The organism is Shewanella litorisediminis, assembly GCF_016834455.1.
Taxonomy (GTDB): Bacteria; Pseudomonadota; Gammaproteobacteria; order Enterobacterales; family Shewanellaceae; genus Shewanella; species Shewanella litorisediminis.
In genome coordinates, this window is sequence record NZ_CP069213.1 from 2,051,309 (window position 1) to 2,068,500 (window position 17,192).

General features: G+C 48.2%; 13 protein-coding genes and 3 pseudogenes. 11 read left to right on the plus strand and 5 right to left on the minus strand.

Annotated features, from left to right (window positions below):
• Positions 1-6: 6 nt before the first annotated feature.
• The 5 genes from JQC75_RS08920 (at position 7) to JQC75_RS08940 (ending at position 7,349) form a co-directional block, all read left to right on the plus strand.
• Positions 7-3,183 (plus strand): efflux RND transporter permease subunit, encoded by a 3,177-nt coding sequence (locus tag JQC75_RS08920; protein ID WP_203327024.1) that lies wholly within the window; start codon positions 7-9, stop codon positions 3,181-3,183.
• A complete protein-coding gene (locus JQC75_RS08925; RefSeq protein WP_203327025.1) occupies positions 3,176-4,555 on the plus strand; it encodes an efflux transporter outer membrane subunit in 1,380 nt (459 codons plus the stop codon). Before JQC75_RS08920 ends, JQC75_RS08925 begins: the two co-directional genes overlap by 8 nt.
• 88 nt (positions 4,556-4,643) lie before the next feature.
• Positions 4,644-5,738 (plus strand): ISAs1 family transposase, encoded by a 1,095-nt coding sequence (locus JQC75_RS08930; protein WP_203324635.1) that lies wholly within the window; start codon positions 4,644-4,646, stop codon positions 5,736-5,738.
• A 58-nt stretch (positions 5,739-5,796) separates the two neighbouring features.
• The gene (locus JQC75_RS08935; protein ID WP_203327026.1) at positions 5,797-6,432 is read left to right on the plus strand and encodes a LysE family translocator; all 636 of its coding nucleotides are present in this window, start codon (positions 5,797-5,799) and stop codon (positions 6,430-6,432) included.
• 290 nt (positions 6,433-6,722) lie between these two features.
• Positions 6,723-7,349, plus strand: coding sequence for a glutathione S-transferase family protein (locus tag JQC75_RS08940; protein WP_203327027.1), 627 nt, complete (start codon positions 6,723-6,725; stop codon positions 7,347-7,349).
• A gap of 346 nt (positions 7,350-7,695) precedes the next feature.
• On the opposite strand, the gene JQC75_RS08945 is transcribed toward JQC75_RS08940, so the two are convergent.
• Both JQC75_RS08945 and JQC75_RS18900 read right to left on the minus strand, forming a co-directional pair.
• Positions 7,696-8,169 carry a DUF6194 family protein gene (locus JQC75_RS08945; protein ID WP_239002120.1) on the minus strand — a complete coding sequence of 158 codons (474 nt, stop codon included), beginning with the start codon at positions 8,167-8,169 and terminating at the stop codon, positions 7,696-7,698.
• A gap of 119 nt (positions 8,170-8,288) precedes the next feature.
• A pseudogene (locus JQC75_RS18900) lies at positions 8,289-8,491 on the minus strand (IS3 family transposase); the annotation flags it as partial.
• A gap of 507 nt (positions 8,492-8,998) precedes the next feature.
• Here JQC75_RS18900 and JQC75_RS08950 point away from each other — a divergent pair.
• The 4 genes and pseudogenes from JQC75_RS08950 (at position 8,999) to JQC75_RS08965 (ending at position 11,810) form a co-directional block, all read left to right on the plus strand.
• Positions 8,999-9,631: a DsbA family oxidoreductase gene (locus JQC75_RS08950; RefSeq protein ID WP_239002121.1), complete on the plus strand. Its 633-nt coding sequence runs from the start codon at positions 8,999-9,001 to the stop codon at positions 9,629-9,631.
• Positions 9,632-9,647: 16 nt separating this feature from the next.
• On the plus strand, positions 9,648-10,643 hold the full coding sequence (locus JQC75_RS08955) for a cyclase family protein (protein WP_239002122.1): 996 nt from the start codon (positions 9,648-9,650) through the stop codon (positions 10,641-10,643).
• Positions 10,644-10,770: 127 nt separating this feature from the next.
• Positions 10,771-11,394: pseudogene (locus tag JQC75_RS18905) on the plus strand (hypothetical protein).
• Positions 11,395-11,630: 236 nt separating this feature from the next.
• Positions 11,631-11,810: a helix-turn-helix domain-containing protein gene (locus JQC75_RS08965; RefSeq protein ID WP_203327029.1), complete on the plus strand. Its 180-nt coding sequence runs from the start codon at positions 11,631-11,633 to the stop codon at positions 11,808-11,810.
• Between the two features lie 32 nt (positions 11,811-11,842).
• Here the strand turns inward: JQC75_RS08965 and JQC75_RS08970 are convergent, their stop codons facing one another.
• On the minus strand, positions 11,843-12,883 hold the full coding sequence (locus JQC75_RS08970) for an IS481 family transposase (RefSeq protein WP_203324101.1): 1,041 nt from the start codon (positions 12,881-12,883) through the stop codon (positions 11,843-11,845).
• A 177-nt stretch (positions 12,884-13,060) separates the two neighbouring features.
• On the opposite strand from JQC75_RS08970, the gene JQC75_RS08975 reads away from it, so the two are divergent.
• Positions 13,061-13,741 (plus strand): substrate-binding domain-containing protein, encoded by a 681-nt coding sequence (locus JQC75_RS08975; RefSeq protein ID WP_203327030.1) that lies wholly within the window; start codon positions 13,061-13,063, stop codon positions 13,739-13,741.
• A gap of 195 nt (positions 13,742-13,936) precedes the next feature.
• Positions 13,937-14,191: pseudogene (locus JQC75_RS08980) on the plus strand (integrase core domain-containing protein); the annotation flags it as partial.
• 129 nt (positions 14,192-14,320) lie between these two features.
• Here JQC75_RS08980 and cueR read toward each other — a convergent pair.
• Together cueR and JQC75_RS08990 are read right to left on the minus strand one after the other, a co-directional pair.
• A complete protein-coding gene (cueR, locus tag JQC75_RS08985; protein ID WP_203327032.1) occupies positions 14,321-14,725 on the minus strand; it encodes a Cu(I)-responsive transcriptional regulator in 405 nt (134 codons plus the stop codon).
• A gap of 10 nt (positions 14,726-14,735) precedes the next feature.
• A complete protein-coding gene (locus JQC75_RS08990) occupies positions 14,736-17,105 on the minus strand; it encodes a heavy metal translocating P-type ATPase (protein WP_203327033.1) in 2,370 nt (789 codons plus the stop codon).
• Between the last annotated feature and the right edge of the window lie 87 nt (positions 17,106-17,192).

Genomic DNA, 17,192 nt, shown 5'->3' on the forward strand with positions numbered 1-17,192 from the left:
TAGAGCATGTTATCGCAATTTTTTATTAAGCGGCCGATCTTTGCCGCTGTAATATCTCTGCTGTTTTTTATTACCGGCGCCATCGCTGTGTGGCAGCTGCCGGTTACTGAATATCCGGAAGTGGTACCACCCACAGTGGTGGTTACCGCCAATTACCCGGGTGCCAATCCGAAAGTGATTGCCGAAACAGTGGCCTCGCCACTGGAGCAGGAAATTAACGGTGTGGAAAACATGCTGTATATGTCCTCTCAGGCCACCTCGGATGGTCGTATGACATTGACCGTCACCTTTGCCATTGGTACCGATGTCAACCTGGCACAAACCCAGGTGCAAAGTCGGGTTGAACGTGCAAAACCGCGCCTGCCGCAGGAAGTACAGCGCTTGGGGGTGGTGACAGAGAAATCATCACCCGACTTAACCATGGTGGTGCATTTAACCTCACCGGATGAGCGTTACGACATGCTGTATCTGTCCAACTATGCCGCGCTGAACGTCAAAGACGAGCTGGCGCGTATTGAAGGCGTGGGTTCGGTGCAACTGTTTGGTGCCGGCGACTACAGTATGCGGATCTGGCTCGATCCGAATAAAGTGGCGGCACTGGGCTTATCGCCGGCACAAATTACCGCTGCCATTCGTGAGCAGAACCAGCAGGCGGCGGCCGGCAGTTTGGGCGCGCAGCCAAGTGGTGCGGCCGAGTTTCAGCTGCTGATCAATGTCAAAGGCCGTTTGGCGGCAGTGGAAGAGTTTGAAAATATCATTATCAAAGTGGGCCAGAACGGTGAAATCAGCCGCTTAAAGGATGTGGCTCGCCTGGAGCTTGGCGCGTCAACCTATGCGCTGCGCTCCTTGCTCAATAACAAGGAAGCGGTTGCCATTCCGATTTTCCAGGCCTCGGGCTCGAATGCGATTCAAATCTCCGATGATGTACGCGCCAAAATGGCCGAGCTGGCAAAAAGCTTCCCCGATGGGCTGAGTTACGACATCGTCTACGACCCAACGGTATTCGTGCGTGGCTCGATTGAAGCGGTAGTCAAAACCCTGCTTGAAGCCGTATTGCTCGTGGTATTGGTGGTTGTGCTGTTTTTACAAACCTGGCGCGCCTCTATTATTCCGCTGGTTGCGGTACCTGTATCGCTGGTCGGTACCTTTGCCTTTATGCAGCTGATGGGCTTTTCACTCAACGCCTTGTCACTGTTTGGCTTGGTGCTCGCCATCGGTATCGTGGTGGATGACGCCATCGTGGTAGTGGAAAACGTTGAACGCAATATCCGCGACGGCTTATCGCCGGTCGCTGCGACACAAAAGGCCATGAAAGAAGTGACCGGTCCGATTGTCGCCACAACGTTGGTACTGGCCGCGGTGTTTATTCCGACAGCTTTTATGTCAGGATTAACCGGTCAGTTTTATAAGCAGTTTGCCCTCACCATTACCATTTCAACCTTTATTTCGGCCATTAATTCGTTAACGCTGAGTCCGGCATTGTCGGCACTGCTGTTAAAAGGTCATGGCGAGAAAAAAGATGGCCTGACCCGCGCCATGGACAAATTGCTGGGCGGTTGGTTATTTGGTCCCTTTAACCGTTTCTTTGCCCGATTGTCCGCAGGTTACGGTTATCTGGTGCGCAAAGTCATCCGTTTCGGTGCCATTGTGGGGGTGTTGTATATCGCACTGGTCGGCTTAACAGGCTTGCAGTTTGCGACTACACCAACAGGTTATGTTCCGGGGCAGGATAAACAGTACCTGGTGGCTTTCGCCCAGCTGCCGGATGCATCCTCGCTGGAACGCACTGATGCTGTGGTCAAGCGCATGTCGTCTATCGCACTGGACCACCTAGGGGTAATAGATGCGATTGCTTTTCCGGGGCTTAATATTAATGGCTTTACCAACAGCCCTAACAGTGCCGTGATATTTGTCGGACTCGACAGCTTTGAGGTTCGCGACAGCGCAGAATTATCGGCCAATGCGATTGCCGGCGCACTGAACCAGAAGTTTGCTGCAATTGAAGATGCCTTTATTGCTATTTTCCCACCACCGCCAGTGGCAGGGCTTGGCACCATTGGTGGCTTCAGATTACAAATCCAGGACCGGGCAAACCTTGGCTACGAAGAGCTGTATAAAGTCACCATGCAGGTAATGATGAAAGCCTGGCAAACGCCTGAGCTGGCGGGGGTGTTCTCCAGTTATCAGGTGAATGTGCCGCAGCTGGATCTGGATATCGATCGAACCAAAGCCAAACAGCAGGGCGTGGCACTGGATGAAGTGTTCCAGACGCTGCAGGCCTATATGGGCTCTGTGTATGTCAATGACTTCAACCAATTTGGTCGTACCTATCAGGTCAATATGCAGGCCGATGAGCAGTTCCGTCAGACGCCGGAGCAAATTGGTCAGCTGAAAGTGCGTAATAACCAGGGCGAAATGATCCCGCTGGCGTCATTTATCAAGGTGACCAACAGCGCGGGCCCGGATCGGGTGATGCACTATAACGGCTTTACTACCGCCGAAATCAATGGTGGACCAGCGCCGGGGATCAGCAGTGGTGAAGCACAGGCTCTGATGGAAAAAATTCTGGCCGAGACTTTGCCAAACGGCATGACCTACGAGTGGACGGAACTCACCTATCAGCAAATTTTGGCTGGTAACGCCGGCATATTTATCTACCCGCTGGTGATCTTGTTGGTGTTTATGGTGCTGGCTGCCCAGTATGAAAGCTTACGTTTACCGCTGGCGATCATCCTGATCATCCCGATGACGTTGCTATCGGCGCTGAGCGGTGTGCTGATTTACGGTGGAGACAACAACATCTTTACCCAGATTGGCCTGATTGTACTGGTTGGTTTGGCGACCAAGAACGCCATTCTGATTGTCGAGTTTGCCAAAGAGCTGCAAGACCACGGCATGAGCGCGCTGGAAGCCATTCTGGAAGCTGGCCGCCTGCGCTTACGTCCCATTCTGATGACCTCCATCGCCTTTATTATGGGTGTGGTGCCTATGGTGTTCTCCAGCGGTGCCGGCGCGGAAATGCGCCAGGCCATGGGGGTGGCAGTATTCGCCGGTATGATAGGCGTGACGATTTTCGGCCTGATTTTAACGCCGCTGTTTTACTACTTGTTGGCGAAAAGAGGCGAGACAAAGGTAAAACAACTGGCTAACGGAAATGATGTTGCGGAGGGTGCCCATGCGTAATCTAATGAAATTGTCGGCCATCGCTCTACTGGTGGCATCAGTCAGTGCCTGTGTCGTCGGGCCGGACTATCAGTCGCCAACTAAGGTGGCGGATATTCATGTCGGCTCAACCTATCAAAGCGCGGATAAGCTGCAAAGCTGGTGGCAGGCGTTTGACGATGTGGCCTTAAATGAGCTGATTTCAGAGGCATTAGCGCAAAACCGTACCCTGGCGCAGGCACAGGCCAACGTTGAACGTGCCTATGCAGTATTTCGCGATGCCAATAATGATTTGCTGCCCAAGGGCAGTCTGGATGCCGGCTATCAGGCCAGTGAAAATGCCACTGTATCAAGCGCCGATAATGAGGTGGTGAGTCGCGGTTATACAACCGGTGGCAATCTGAGCTGGGATCTGGATTTATTCGGCAAGATCCGCCGCGCTGCCGAAGCGGCGCAGGCCAATGCCCAGCAAGCTGAGATGCTTTGGCAGGACGCTCAATTGCAACTGATAAGTCAGGTGGCAAGCAGCTACGGCGATTATCGCGGCGCGCAATTGCGCCTGGTGGTGGCCGAGCAAAACCTGCATAACCTTGAGCAAAGCCGGGGCATTGTGCTGGCGCGGCTGGAGGCCGGCATGGCATCTGAGTTGGAGCTGGCGCAAATCGATGTGCAGCTGCATCAGGTACAGGCTGCTGTGCCGGGGTATCGCACCGCATTGTTAACGGCGGAAGCGACCTTGTCAGCACTGCTTGCAAAGCAGCCCGGCCAGTTAAAGATAACGACGGCGCCGCATCTGCCGGGGCTGAAACAACCGGTAGCTCTGGTCGACGGGGAAAATTACCTGCGTTACCGCGCCGATGTCGCGGTTGCCGAACGTGCACTGGCGGCCAGCACGGCACAAATTGGTGTGGCAACGGCAGATTTATACCCGAGTCTGTCGGTACGCGGCTTTTTGGGGTTTGTCTCAGGCCCGGGCTTAAACCTGAATGGTGATTCACAAAGCTGGTTCGTGGCCCCGACACTGAGTTGGCAAGCCGCCGATTTAGGCTCAGTGAAAGCCCGAATTCGTCAGGCAGATGCGAGCACGCAAATGGCGCTGGCGCAGTTTGAGCAGCAGGTGTTTACTGCGCTGAACGAAATGCAGTTATCACTGAACAGCTACAACTTAAGCCGTGAACAGCAATTGAGCACAGAGCGGCAGTGGCAGGCCAGCAACAAGGCGCTTAACATCGTTCGCGATCGATACAAAGCAGGCACTGTAGGGTTTTTAGCTCTGTTGGATGCCGAGCGTGAACAGCTGCGTGCCCGCGATCAGCTGGCGGTGTTGCAACAGCAAAGCTTTAACCGGTTGGTTGCCATATACCGCAGCTTTGGTGGCGCAATTGCACTGTGAGCTTTACTCAGGGCAGGATCCCACTTTGAGTTGAACTTTTACACAGCCTTATGATCAGATCAGCATTAGTCATAACCAGCTGACAGACATGAATCTTTTGGAACACCTTGAAACACTGCCCGATCCTCGTAAGGAAATCAATCTTAAACACAACTTGGTTGACGTAGTCTTCCTGACACTCTCTGCCGTACTCAGCGGTGCAACCGGCTGGAAGTCGATCCAGGAGTTCGGTGAAGAACAACTCGACTGGTTACGGCAGTACCGCCAGTTTGAGTATGGTATCCCCAGACGACACTGTATCGCCAACATTATCAAAGCCTTGGATAGTGAGCTTCTGCTGCAAACGGTGTTCAGCTGGATCAACGAGAAACGGCAGAGCGAAGGTAAGTCGGTCATCGCTCTTGACGGTAAAACGATGCGCGGTGCGTGGAGTGACGACGTTAAAAATGCACTTCATGTCGTCAGTGCGTTCGATGTCAGCAACGGTGTCACGCTTTATCAGGACAGTTCGAATACCAAAGGCAAAGAAGCCGAGATTGCCCGAAACGTGATTGATGCCTTGGCACTGGATAACGCAATTGTCACGCTCGACGCGTTGCACTGCCAGGTCGCCACCATGAGCACAATTACACAGCGCAAAGGCGATTTCGTGATCCAGGTGAAGTCCAATCAAAAAGCGCTGCTTGAGGAAGTGCAGGCGTCATTCCGTAACCTTTATGACTCAAAGGAACTGGAAACGTATGAACAGTCCAACACCGGTCATGGCCGCAAGGAGTGCAGGACCGTGATGCAAACTGAAGCCGAGTTGTCACCAGACCTGAAAAAGAAATGGCCCCATATAAAGTCACTGATAGAGGTCGCCAGCGAGCGGACTGTTAATGGTAGCACATCATGTTCGTCACGTTGGTACGTCAGCTCCCTGCCAGTGGACGCTGAGGAAGCAGCTCGCACAATCCGCGACCACTGGGCCGTTGAGAACCAACTGCACTGGGTGCTGGACGTTGTTTTTCGCGAGGATGCTTTGAAAGTGTCAGATCCAGAGGGTGCTAAACATTTGGCCCTATTCAACCGTGCGGCACTAAGTGCAATAAAACAGCACAATGGCAAGAAAGACAGCCTTGCAGGTAAGCGCCGGCGTGCAGCTTGGAGCCCTGTATTTCGTTCAGAGCTGCTCTTTGGCTAAATTATGCACAAAGTGGAATCCCGCCCTGGAGCTTTACTGGAAGATATCGAGGTGCTGAATGTTTGGCGTTACTGATCTTTGGTTGTTCGTTGTCTCAGGAATCGCTCTAAATATGATCCCCGGGCCTGATTCTCTATATATTATGGGGCGCAGTGCTGGACAGGGTTTTCGTGCAGGTTCTGTAGCCGCTTTAGGTATCGGTGCGGGCACTTTTATTCATATTTTTGCAGCCGCTTTTGGATTGTCAGCAATGCTAGCTACTTCAGCAATGGCATTCACAATCATTAAAGTGTTAGGCGGTGTTTATCTGCTATACATAGGCTGTGTGATGTTACTTAACAAAGAGAATGATGTTACTGGTGAGCTTCAATCACAGAAAGAGGTGTCATTATCAACAATCTTTTATCAAGGATTTTTGACTAACGTATTAAATCCAAAAGTAGCATTGTTTTTCCTGGCTTTTGTTCCACAATTTATTTCAGTTGATGCGCCAAACAAAGAACTTTCATTCTTGTATTTAGGATTGATTTTCAATGTTAATGCAATGATATGGTGTCACTTTCTAGCATGGTCATCATCATCGATTGGTCGTAGATTGAAACAGGACAAGCGTATTACTAAATACTTAACAAGGTTTACAGGAGGCTTATTTTTATACTTTGGTATAAGACTGGCCTTGAGCAAGCAAAGCTAACGCCTGTGTAACACGCAATACAGAAAGAAACAAAGTACCCAACCTAAATAAAGATTAATCGGGGCTGGGTACTTTTTTATGGATTCGTATTTATAACATGATTTTTATCTGTTATCCGGCATTAAAAGCCCATGAATCGCCTTTAAGATGGCGCATATACCTGAGCAGGAGATCGTCTCACACCAGATATTCGCGAAAAGGGGAGGTGATACCAAGGCCAGTTGAAATAACCTCCAGTACCGCTCCAGCGCATAATGCCTTAAAAACTTTTCCCTCTGTAAGGAGCCAGGATGTACACGCTTTATTATTCTCCGGGGGCTTGCTCCCTCGCAGTGCAAGTCAAATTGCAAGCTACGGGTGTGGCATATAAACCAGAGTTGGTTGACCTTAAAAAAGGCAACCATTTAACCCCGGACTTTGCCAAAGTAAACCCGGTTCAACGTGTTCCTGTGTTGGAATTTTCCGATCACTATCTAACAGAAGCCATGGCAATTCTTCTCTGGCTTGAGCAGCATCCACAGGGATTATTGCCAGGCAATCCTGTTTTACATGCACGTGTATTGCAAAAAATGAACTGGTTATCCAATTCATTACATCAGGATTTCGCGGCGCTGTGGCGGCCCCAAAGGTTCACAGAGAATAGTGATATACAAGCACAGATCTCACATGCGGCCATGCAAAGACTTATTGGCAGTTTTGAGTGTTTGGAACGGGAGTTAGGCCAGTTTACCTATTGGCTGGATGACACACTGACCCTGGCAGATTATTATTTGCTGCCTTTTCTTAGATGGGGCCACGCTGCAGTAGAACAAGTACAACATTTCCATGAGTTAACACGCTATGTAGAAAGGCTTGGTAAATTACCTGAAGTGATATCGGCTCTGGAAGTTGAGCGTATATCATTGCTTAACATCTGAAATTTATCCTACTTAGATAGAATTACGCATAATTGTTTGATCTTTGGCCGAATAATAATATGTTATTCGGTCAGCTAGCGATGTTATTCGTCCTGGCGAATCTGGTTCGAGTTGGCCAATTAATAAGTGCACTGGCAAAATTTACCTAAAATGGGAAAATTCGCCTGGAACAGGACTCAAATTAGCCGCGTAGAAACGATTTTTAGCTGAAAATTGGAAAGTTGAGCTTCAGAACGTAGAAAAGATGATTTGGAAAGTAAGGTAGGGAGAAGCTGACTACTTAATCGCAGCTTCCTTAAGATGATGAGTCAGGCCAAGTCGCTACTAACACGCTTGAAAACCTTTTTTAGCGTTCTCTGGTATTTTTGGCCTTTTTTTCAAATTTTAATTTTGCAAGGGCTACTGCTTCTGATATTAGTGGTTTAAGCCTTTCGAAGGTCTCTACACTTGGATTTAACACCGCAACCCACGACATCCAGCCATAAACCGGGTGTGGTGTGATCTCGTTCAAAGCTTCAAAGTTATGGCCGGTATATACGATTGAGCCTGCCGATGGTCTCTGGGGCGGAGGGCCGAATAGTTTTACAAAGGATGCTTTGCTCAAACCTAAGTTGAGTCGATAAACATTCTCCCGGTTTACATTTGAAGCCTTATCGTTTGGACCATCTTTTTCTTTAATTGTCAGAACATAGATCCCTTTTGGTAATACTTTGCCGGGGTTGTAAAAAACACCTCTCTCACCCCAATTTTTATCTAGGACTAGCCCGTTATACTCCTTAATACAGTAATCAAATATTTCTTCTATTTGCATATGCGCCATAATTACTCCTGCTCTAAAATTACAAATAAACGGCTCAAAAAAGTATCGCTTTTGAGAGTCTCCCAAGATCCTAAGGCTGAATTGCCACCAACATACGAGAAAATCCCCAACCGTGATCGATATCGGGTTTCATATTTTACGTCTGACAGATAATTATTGGAACTATGTTTTCGTTTGCTATTGTAAAACATTTCGATGCAATTAAACACATCACTTCTGGCCTCTGCACGGGTTGAGTAGATTTTACGATTAGTCCTCCCACAATTCAGCAGCTGGAAAAGGTTTCTGCCACAGTATTATCATGGAAGTTGCCTCGCGTGCTTTGTAGTGGTCAAGTAATACTGACCGCAGGTTTATAGCTAGGCCAGTATCTTCTCTCTGGCTCATTTTGGCTTAAATCACCATTGTAATGATGCGGCCTGACTTTGCTGTAATTTCCAGGCACCACTGCTAAGGTCACACAAACACTTAGATATCATATCAGGCACTTATTCATATCTCCCCTAATTGATAATTTTTTTCTATAGGTACCCAAAGAATTCATCATTATTTTAAATCTGGCTGCAATCGTAAACTTCCATGGAAGGTATGTAGATGTCCAGTCAGTGCTCTGTGTGAACTTACAGTTGCCAGATGCAAGACGCAGTTTGCAGCGAATAGTCTTATTTCTTAACGCCGCCGGTACTGCGGTAAGTCATGCCCGGCGGGGTTTTTGATAGCAACGATATTTGGGTGTTATTCAACTTCTACTGGCCTTGGCATGTTTTTCTGGTCGCTTTCAATGCCAGAGTGCCGCCAGGACCTATTAACACTTTCCTTGGAGATTCATATGATTCAAATCGAATTTTTTCATGATGCAGTTTGTGGTTGGTGTTACGTAATGTCACCTCGTCTCAGAAGCATTGTAGCGAGATATCCTGTTAGCATTACTCACAGAGCGTTCGTTTTACAGCGCAACGACCAAGAGATGATTGCAAGGTTTGGTTCATTGGCGCTGGCTAAGATGGAAATTTTGCAACATTGGCAAAGTTGTAAATCTTTTGCCGATGACCCCGGTAGTATAAACATCGAAGGAATGCGTGCGACAAGTTTTAACTATCCGAATGGTTACTTGTCGGCTCTCTATGCCAAAGCGGTAGAGAATGCAGCAGGTCAAGATGCACATTGGGAGTTTTTTGATGCGGTGCAGAAAGCGCATCTTTATTACAACCAGAATATTTCTGATACCTCAGTTTTAGACTCGATCGTAAAGGAACTTAACCTACCTGCCGAGCACATTCACGCTGTTCTAAACTCTGCTGAAAATGTTAACGCTTTAGAGGGAGACCTTGAGCGCGCAGCAAATTTTGGAATTAAGAGTATACCAACATTATTAGTTAATTGCCGCAAGCTCATTTCTCAGTCATTAAGTCTGCCGCAATTAGAGAATTTAATAGAGTCAGAGCTTTCTTTAGTAATTTAACAGAGGGAAACGTATTATGAGAAACAAAAATATTTTAATAGCAGTTTCAGTATTCAACATGTTTTTATCTTCTACAAGCTTTGCTGCTGATTTTCCAGTGCAAAAGGTTGGAAATAGTCCTTGGGGCGAGCATGATGAAATTGGCCGCTTAAACATGATGACTCCAGAATCACGGACTGGCATCATGACAAGAACTGATGCCAGTAAGGTTTATGATCTAGCCGTTGAGTATTTTGTTGGCATGCCGAGCTGGCAAGCAGCAGGTGACCCGCATTATCAATTCTGGATGACTCATACGCCTCGTGGCGCGGTTGTTGATAACGTGCTCAATATGGGGCATGAGGTTAATAGACACGTCAGTTACTCAGGTAGTGCGTTTTCAATGTATAGCCACACCGGCACACACATTGATATGTTTAGTCATTTTGGTCTGGATGGAAAAATCTATAATCACTTTTCAGCTGACCAATATCTTGGAGATAAAGGCTGGCAACGCAGTGGCGCTGAAACCGTTCCGCCAATTATTGCGAGAGGCGTTTTATTGGATTTGCCGAGAGCAAAAGGCGTAAATATGCTGCCAGATAACTATCGTGTGACACCTAATGATATCAAAACTGTCTTGGCAAGTCAGAACATAGAGTTGCAGAAGGGTGATGTTGTCCTAATTAGAACCGGGCGGATGCAAAACTTTGATAACGCAAGTACATATATGAACAACTCACCAGGGCTGGGTATGGATGCTGCTATTTATCTTGCTGAAGAAGCTAATGCCATGATTATTGGTGCGGATAACTTAAGCTTTGAAGCTTTTCCCTCTGAGGTTTCTGGAAACTATGTTCCGGTCCACACTTATCTGTTGACTCAGATGGGAGTACCGATTCTTGAACTGGTTGATTTGGAGTCATTGGCACATGATCAGATTTACGAGTTTGCATTTGTTGCTGCTTCGCTAAAGCTTCGCGGTGCTGATGCCGCCCCGATGAGACCCATAGCATTTCCAATCAGAAAATAAAGGGAATAATTAGGAGCTCTGAATCGTCACTGTGAATCGTCAATGATTTCCTGGGGAAGGTGCGAACATATCCCGGTTGTGAGTGTCGTGACCTGAACCATGGATGAGCATCAGGATGAGCCTGTAACTGACCTTTACCGACAGTGTGTTTTCCCGGAAACGCCATCAGATAAGAAAGGAAGTCCCCCATGGCAGGATCGGGGGCCTCGGATAAACTGTGTGGCGTTTTATGCCTGTGTAACCCAAGGCTGGTATAGGTCGCAGGCCTCATGTGCAGAAAGCCATAGCGTTCATGCCCTGCATACAGCAATGGCACAACCTGAATGATGAAGCCATGGTGAATGTCACTGCCATACCACCAAAAACAAGATAATGGCAGCAGCATGGACATACACCAAAACAAGAAAGGTAATCACCGGTATTTCGCGATGAAAGCGCACATCGGGGGAGACGCCAAAAGCAGCCAAAGAACAAGACCTCGATAAAGTTGGCAAGTTACTGCATTGCGAAGAAATCTTTGTTTCAGCGGATGCCACTTAGCAGGCTGCCGAAAACGCGAGGAACTGAAAAATGCCAGTGCAGACTGGCTTATCCCCGTGCACCCCGAGAAGGTGAATGCGTTGAAGAATTGCCCGCGAAAGAACATGCTGGGACAATCTAATGTCAGTTTGGTTTCGTAAAAGCATGGTATAAGGGGGGAGCTAAAACGACAATCAACTGCGATGTTTTTAACCCTGAGAATCTGGTTTGAGTCAACCATTTTATACAAGCACAGAAGAGCTCTACCTATAATGGGGAAATCGACCCGAAAAGGCTGGTAAGTGGTATGAGTCTGAACAAAAATCTGAAATAAACGAGCTACATTAAGTCGAAAAGATGATTTTGGGCTTCACCGTAGGAAGATGGGCGCTACTTGATCGCGGAGTTCATGGTGTATTGATGGCGCTGCAGTTAGAGATTTATCCTCCCAAATAGACGGAAGGCGATATGCATAAAATTTCTCTTGAACAGTGGCGGACTTTTATAGCGGTGGTGGATTGTGGTGGATTTGCACAAGCTGGTGATTCGCTTCACAAAACACAGCCAACAATAAGTCAGAGTATCAAGAAATTAGAGCAGGTTGTTGGTAAACCGCTGTTTAATTGTAATAGCTCAGACCTGATCTGACAGTTACCCGATTTTGGGGTGCCGTTGTCAGATTAGATTTGGGCTAAATTCTTTTCAGCCCAAACCCGTTTTCCATCAATTAATGTCGCCATCGGTGTGCGACCGCAGCACATTTTGCCCTGATGGGTGCGCTCATTGTTGTACAGCGCCAGCCATTCGTCCAAGTCTTTTTGCAGCTCCTCCAGTGTGCTATACAGCTTTTTGCGGAACGTGACCTGATAGAACTCATTCAGAATGGTCTTGTGGAAACGCTCGCAGATACCGTTTGTCTGTGGATGTCTGGCTTTGGTTTTCGTGTGGTCGATATCATTGATGGCCAGATACAGCTGATAATCGTGCTGCTCAACCTTACCGCAGTACTCGGTGCCCCGGTCAGTGAGAATACGCAGCATCGGCAGCGCCTGAGCTTCGAAAAACGGCAATACTCTGTCGTTCAACAGGTCGGCAGAGGTGATTGGGGTTTTGGTGGTGTAGAGCTTGGCAAAGGCGACCTTACTGTAGGTATCGACGAAGGTCTGCTGGTATATCCGCCCCACACCTTTGAGGTTGCCGACGTAAAAGGTGTCCTGTGAGCCCAGATAGCCAGGATGATGGGTTTCAATTTCACCGCAGGCCTCATCGTCCTGGGCTTTCTTTTCCAGGGCTGCCACCTGCGCTTCTGTCAGAATGATGCCATCGCGCTCCATCTTTGCTTCCAATGCGACCAGGCGCTTCTTGAGGTTTTCCAGCCCGTGCCTGAGCCAAATTGAACGTACGCCGCTGCCGGAAACAAAGACGCCCTGCTTGCGCAGTTCGTTGCTGGTTCGGGTTTGACCATAGGCGGGAAACTCAATGGCGTAATCAATGACAGCTTGCTCTATATGGTCATCAACACGATTTTTCAGATTGGGCGTGCGTCTGGAGCGGTTGATAAGCGCATCAATGCCGCCATCCTCAACCAGTTCACGATAGCGATAGAAGGTGTCACGGGACACGCCCATAACCTTGCAGGCTTTGGAAACGTTGCCGAGCTCCTCAGCGAGATTCAGCAAACCTGCTTTGTGTTTAATGATGGGGTTGTTAGTATGCAGCATGAGAGTTACCTCTTTTGTTTTGATTGAAGATTCGACACCTTTATCAAAACGGGTAACTCTCACCTTTTCAAGATGATGTGTCAGATCAAGTCGCGACTAATACAGTTTAATGTTATTGGAAGAAAGGCTGTAATAACACCTTACGGCGCAAGCCTTCTATCTGCCGCCAGGACGCTGGTGAATCAAGCCGACAGCCTTGAACATGACGCAATTTCTCAGAAAGCAAAAATTCAGTCATCACTCAAAATGGCAGTAGACACGTTATTTCCCCGACCTATTCTTGGCCAAATCTTAAATGAGCTAAATACTCTGTTCCCTGAGCTGAATATTCAATTACATGAAACTACATTATCCCGATGTGCGGAGTTATTAGAAGATGGCACCGTAGATGTAGGGATCGCCAGTCTCATTCCTCGTGGATATACAGGTAGACTGGCAACAACGATCGAGCTTTATGCTGTTGCACATCTGTCACACCCGCTGTTGCAGCAAAAAGATTTGCAACTAAAGGCCCTCGAACCCTATAAACAAATAGTAATCCGTGATGGAGGCTTCAGGTCAAACACTAATTCAGGTTGGTTGGGGAGTACAAGTCGAATAACAGTATCTTCTCTCTCCGAAGCGGTTAGCTGTGTCAAACAGCAACTTGGATTTGCCTGGCTTCCTTTCTGGGTTCTCCAACTTCCCGAAAATAAAGATTTGGCTCAATTACCTCTTCAAAATGGATTAATCCGGACGGTAGCATTACAAACGGTTGTTCGACAGACAGAAACTGAAGATCACTTCATTAAAGAGCTTGGAAGAGTTATGGACAATTTCATAGTAAAACTCAATAAGTACCAAAGCAGGTGCGAATAAGTTTGGCCATAAAGATGGTTGTGTTTCAATAACTTACCCAATGTCGGCTAGCTTGCAAATACCTGCCGTAAGGCAATCTGTTCATTCCTGCTGGCCGCCCCCAATTTAAGCCCATGACATTGATGAGATTTCCAATACGCTGGAGCAAATGGAGAGCTCAACATAAAAAAACGTTACGCCGAAGAACAAATCATCAAGGCCATGTTTTTCTTGAGCAAGGAAACGGGCCTCACAATAGGTTTTATCCAGCTTGGAAAACCCACACAAAACGCTTTTGTGGAAAGCCTGAATGGCAAATTCTGGAACGAATGCCTGAACCACCACTGGTTCAGAACCTTAGAGGAAGCCAGATATAAAATCGAAAGATGGCGTCATCATTACAACCTTGTTCTCCCACGTAGTTCAGTGAACTGCATGTCGCCTGTTGAGTATGCCAAGCAGACAGCTTAAGCCGGACAATCTGATCAAGAGATTGGTACTAATCTCGAGGAAAGGTCAAATATAGGATAGACAGAAAAAGCGCTGGGAATTGGCCTGAATCGATATGCCAATAGCCCAGCGCCTATCTGGTTTAATCAATTAATCCGGCATGGCGAGCTTCTGCAAGATACTGCAGTGGGGACTCTCATCACCACAGCAACTGTCCGCAAGCTCAGTCAGTATCCGCTGCATATGCTGTAACTCAATGATTTTCAGCTTAATGTCATCCAGATGTTGTGTGGCCAGCTGCTTGACGAAGCGGCTTTCCCTGTTTGGGTCCTGCCACAGGCCAAGCAGGGATTGGATGTCATTCAAGGAAAACCCCAGGTTGCGGGCTTGCCTGATGAATCTGAGCTGATTTATCTGTTCGCTGTTATATAGGCGATAGCCTGAGTCTGTCCTTGGGGATTTCTTCAGTAATCCTGTTTGCTCATAATGGCGTATCATCTTGGTGGAGAGTCCGCTGGTTTTCGCAGCTTCTCCAATCGTCAGTAACGCACTCATGTCACACCTCCTAGAAGGTTTTACGCTGCAAGCGTAAAGCATTGGTTATAACCAGCACACTGCTACAAGCCATGGCGGCGCCTGCAATTACCGGATTCAGATACCCCATGGCCGCCAGCGGAATTCCTATGGTATTGAATGCAAAAGCCCAGAACAGATTTTGTTGAATATTGGTGTAGGTAGCCGATGCCAGGTTTAAGGATGAAGCTACCAGTTCCGGGTTCCCTCTCATCAGGGTAATGGCCGCTGCACTGACAGCGACTTCGGTACCAGTCGCCATCGCTATACCAAGATCTGACTGGGCGAGGGCAGGTGCGTCATTTATCCCGTCTCCGACCATTGCGACCTTATAGCCCTGTTGCTGATATAGTGCCACAGCTTCAGCTTTTCCTTGCGGTAATACTTCGGCCTGATAATTATCCAGGTTAAGTTCAGCCGCTATCTGTGCTGCACTGTCCTTGGAGTCTCCGGTCAGCATAGCGACTTTTATCCCTCTTTGCTGAAGCGCTTTCACGGCTTGCTTTGACTCGGGTTTGGCTTTATCGGCAAAGCAGAACAGCCCCAATAGCACGATACCTGAGTCTGTTGACTCGGCTAACCATGATACCGATGCGCCTTTTACCTGAATTTTTTCCATCGGCAGCGCCAGGCCTAATTCACGCATCCAGTGACTGCTGCCAAGCATCAATTTACGATTGTTGACTTCACCTTTTACACCTTTACCTGCCACCACGTTGAATTCATTCACTTCCGGTAAAGGAACGTTATGAAATACAGCATGATTGATAACGGCTTTCGCCAATGGGTGCTCACTGTGCTGTTGCAGTCCATAAGCTTGCTCAATGACGACTTTTTCTTGCTCACCGAATCCGGTGACTTGTACCAGCTCAGGCTTACCTTCGGTGAGGGTACCTGTCTTATCAAAGATGACGTAGTCAATCTTGGTTGCTTGCTCCAGCGCAATGGCGTCCTTAACCAGAATACCGTGTTTTGCCGCAGTACCTGTGCCTGCCATGATGGCGGCTGGCGTTGCCAGACCCAGCGCACAGGGACATGCTATAACCAGTACAGCAACAGCATGCAAGATCCCCTGGGCCCAATCCCCTAAGTACAAGCCCCAGATCAACACCGTGGTAATGGCTATCAATAAAACAACCGGAACAAAAATACTGCTGATTTTGTCAACCAGTGCCTGAACAGGCGCTTTGGCGCCCTGGGCCTGTTCCACCAGACGGATAATTTTTGACAACGTAGACTCGGAGCCAACCGCTGTCGCCTTTATCTCCAACACACCATCCAGGTTAACAGAGCCACCGGTAACCTTTTCTTCAACGGACTTGTGCAGTGGAATGCTTTCTCCGCTGATAAGGGCTTCATCCACGTGGCTGTTACCCCGGATAACCAGACCATCTACCGGAATACGATCGCCGGGAAGGACTTTAACCAGATCTCCGGAGGTCAACTGCGCTGCCGGCAATAATTGCCATTTCTCATTTCGCCAAACCGTGGCAGTGGTTGGCTTTAAATTTTCCAAGGCGTGCAATGCGTCGGTTGTACGGCGTTTGGCCCTTTTCTCCAACAACTTCCCCAACAGAACCAGGGTGAGCACGGCGGCACTGCTTTCAAAATACAGGTGAGGCGCACCATGGTGGCCATCAAAGCTATACCAGAGGTATAACGACAAACCGTAGGCGGCGCTGGTGCCTATGGCAACGAGCAAGTCCATATTGCCACTACCGGCCTTAAGAGCTTTCCAGCCGGCTTTATAGAAACGTGCACCAAAATAAAATTGCACTGGCGTTGCAAGTAGCCACTGCCAAAAAGCAGGCAGCATCCAGTCAGCGCCAAATAACATCCCCATCATGGGGAGTACCAAGGGGAGGGTGAGAATGGCCGAACCAATGACCGGCCAACTATCCTTTTGATAGAAAGCCTGTTGCTTGTCCTGCTTACTCTCAGATTGAACGAGGTCTTGAGTCGTGATCAATTCATAACCTGCATTGCTGACAGCCTCGCTCAAAGTGTCGTTGCTGATGCTTTGCAGCAGCGAAATGCTCACCTGTTCGGTTGCCAGGTTAACACTGGCGCTGTGTACCCCGGCCACCTTCATCAGTGCTTTTTCCACCCGTCCGGCGCAGGAGGCACAGGTCATTCCTTTTACTTCGAATTGACGTGAGTCCATTTCTACTTCGTAGCCAGCATTGATGATGGCGGAAGTGATGTCAGCTGCGTTGGCGAGCCCTTCAACCGTGGCGGTCTCTGTTGCCAAATTGACGTTGGCTTTCACAACACCGCTCACATTGAGCAGTGCCTTTTCGATGCGTGCGGCGCAGGATGCACATGTCATCCCTTTTACTGCGAGTTGCATGGTCGTTGACATTTTACTTACTCCTGGGTGGTTCAGTTGCTGCGATGATTAAAGGCTAAACCTTGCCATTATGGGAAGGTCAAGCAGCCGCCTTAAAAA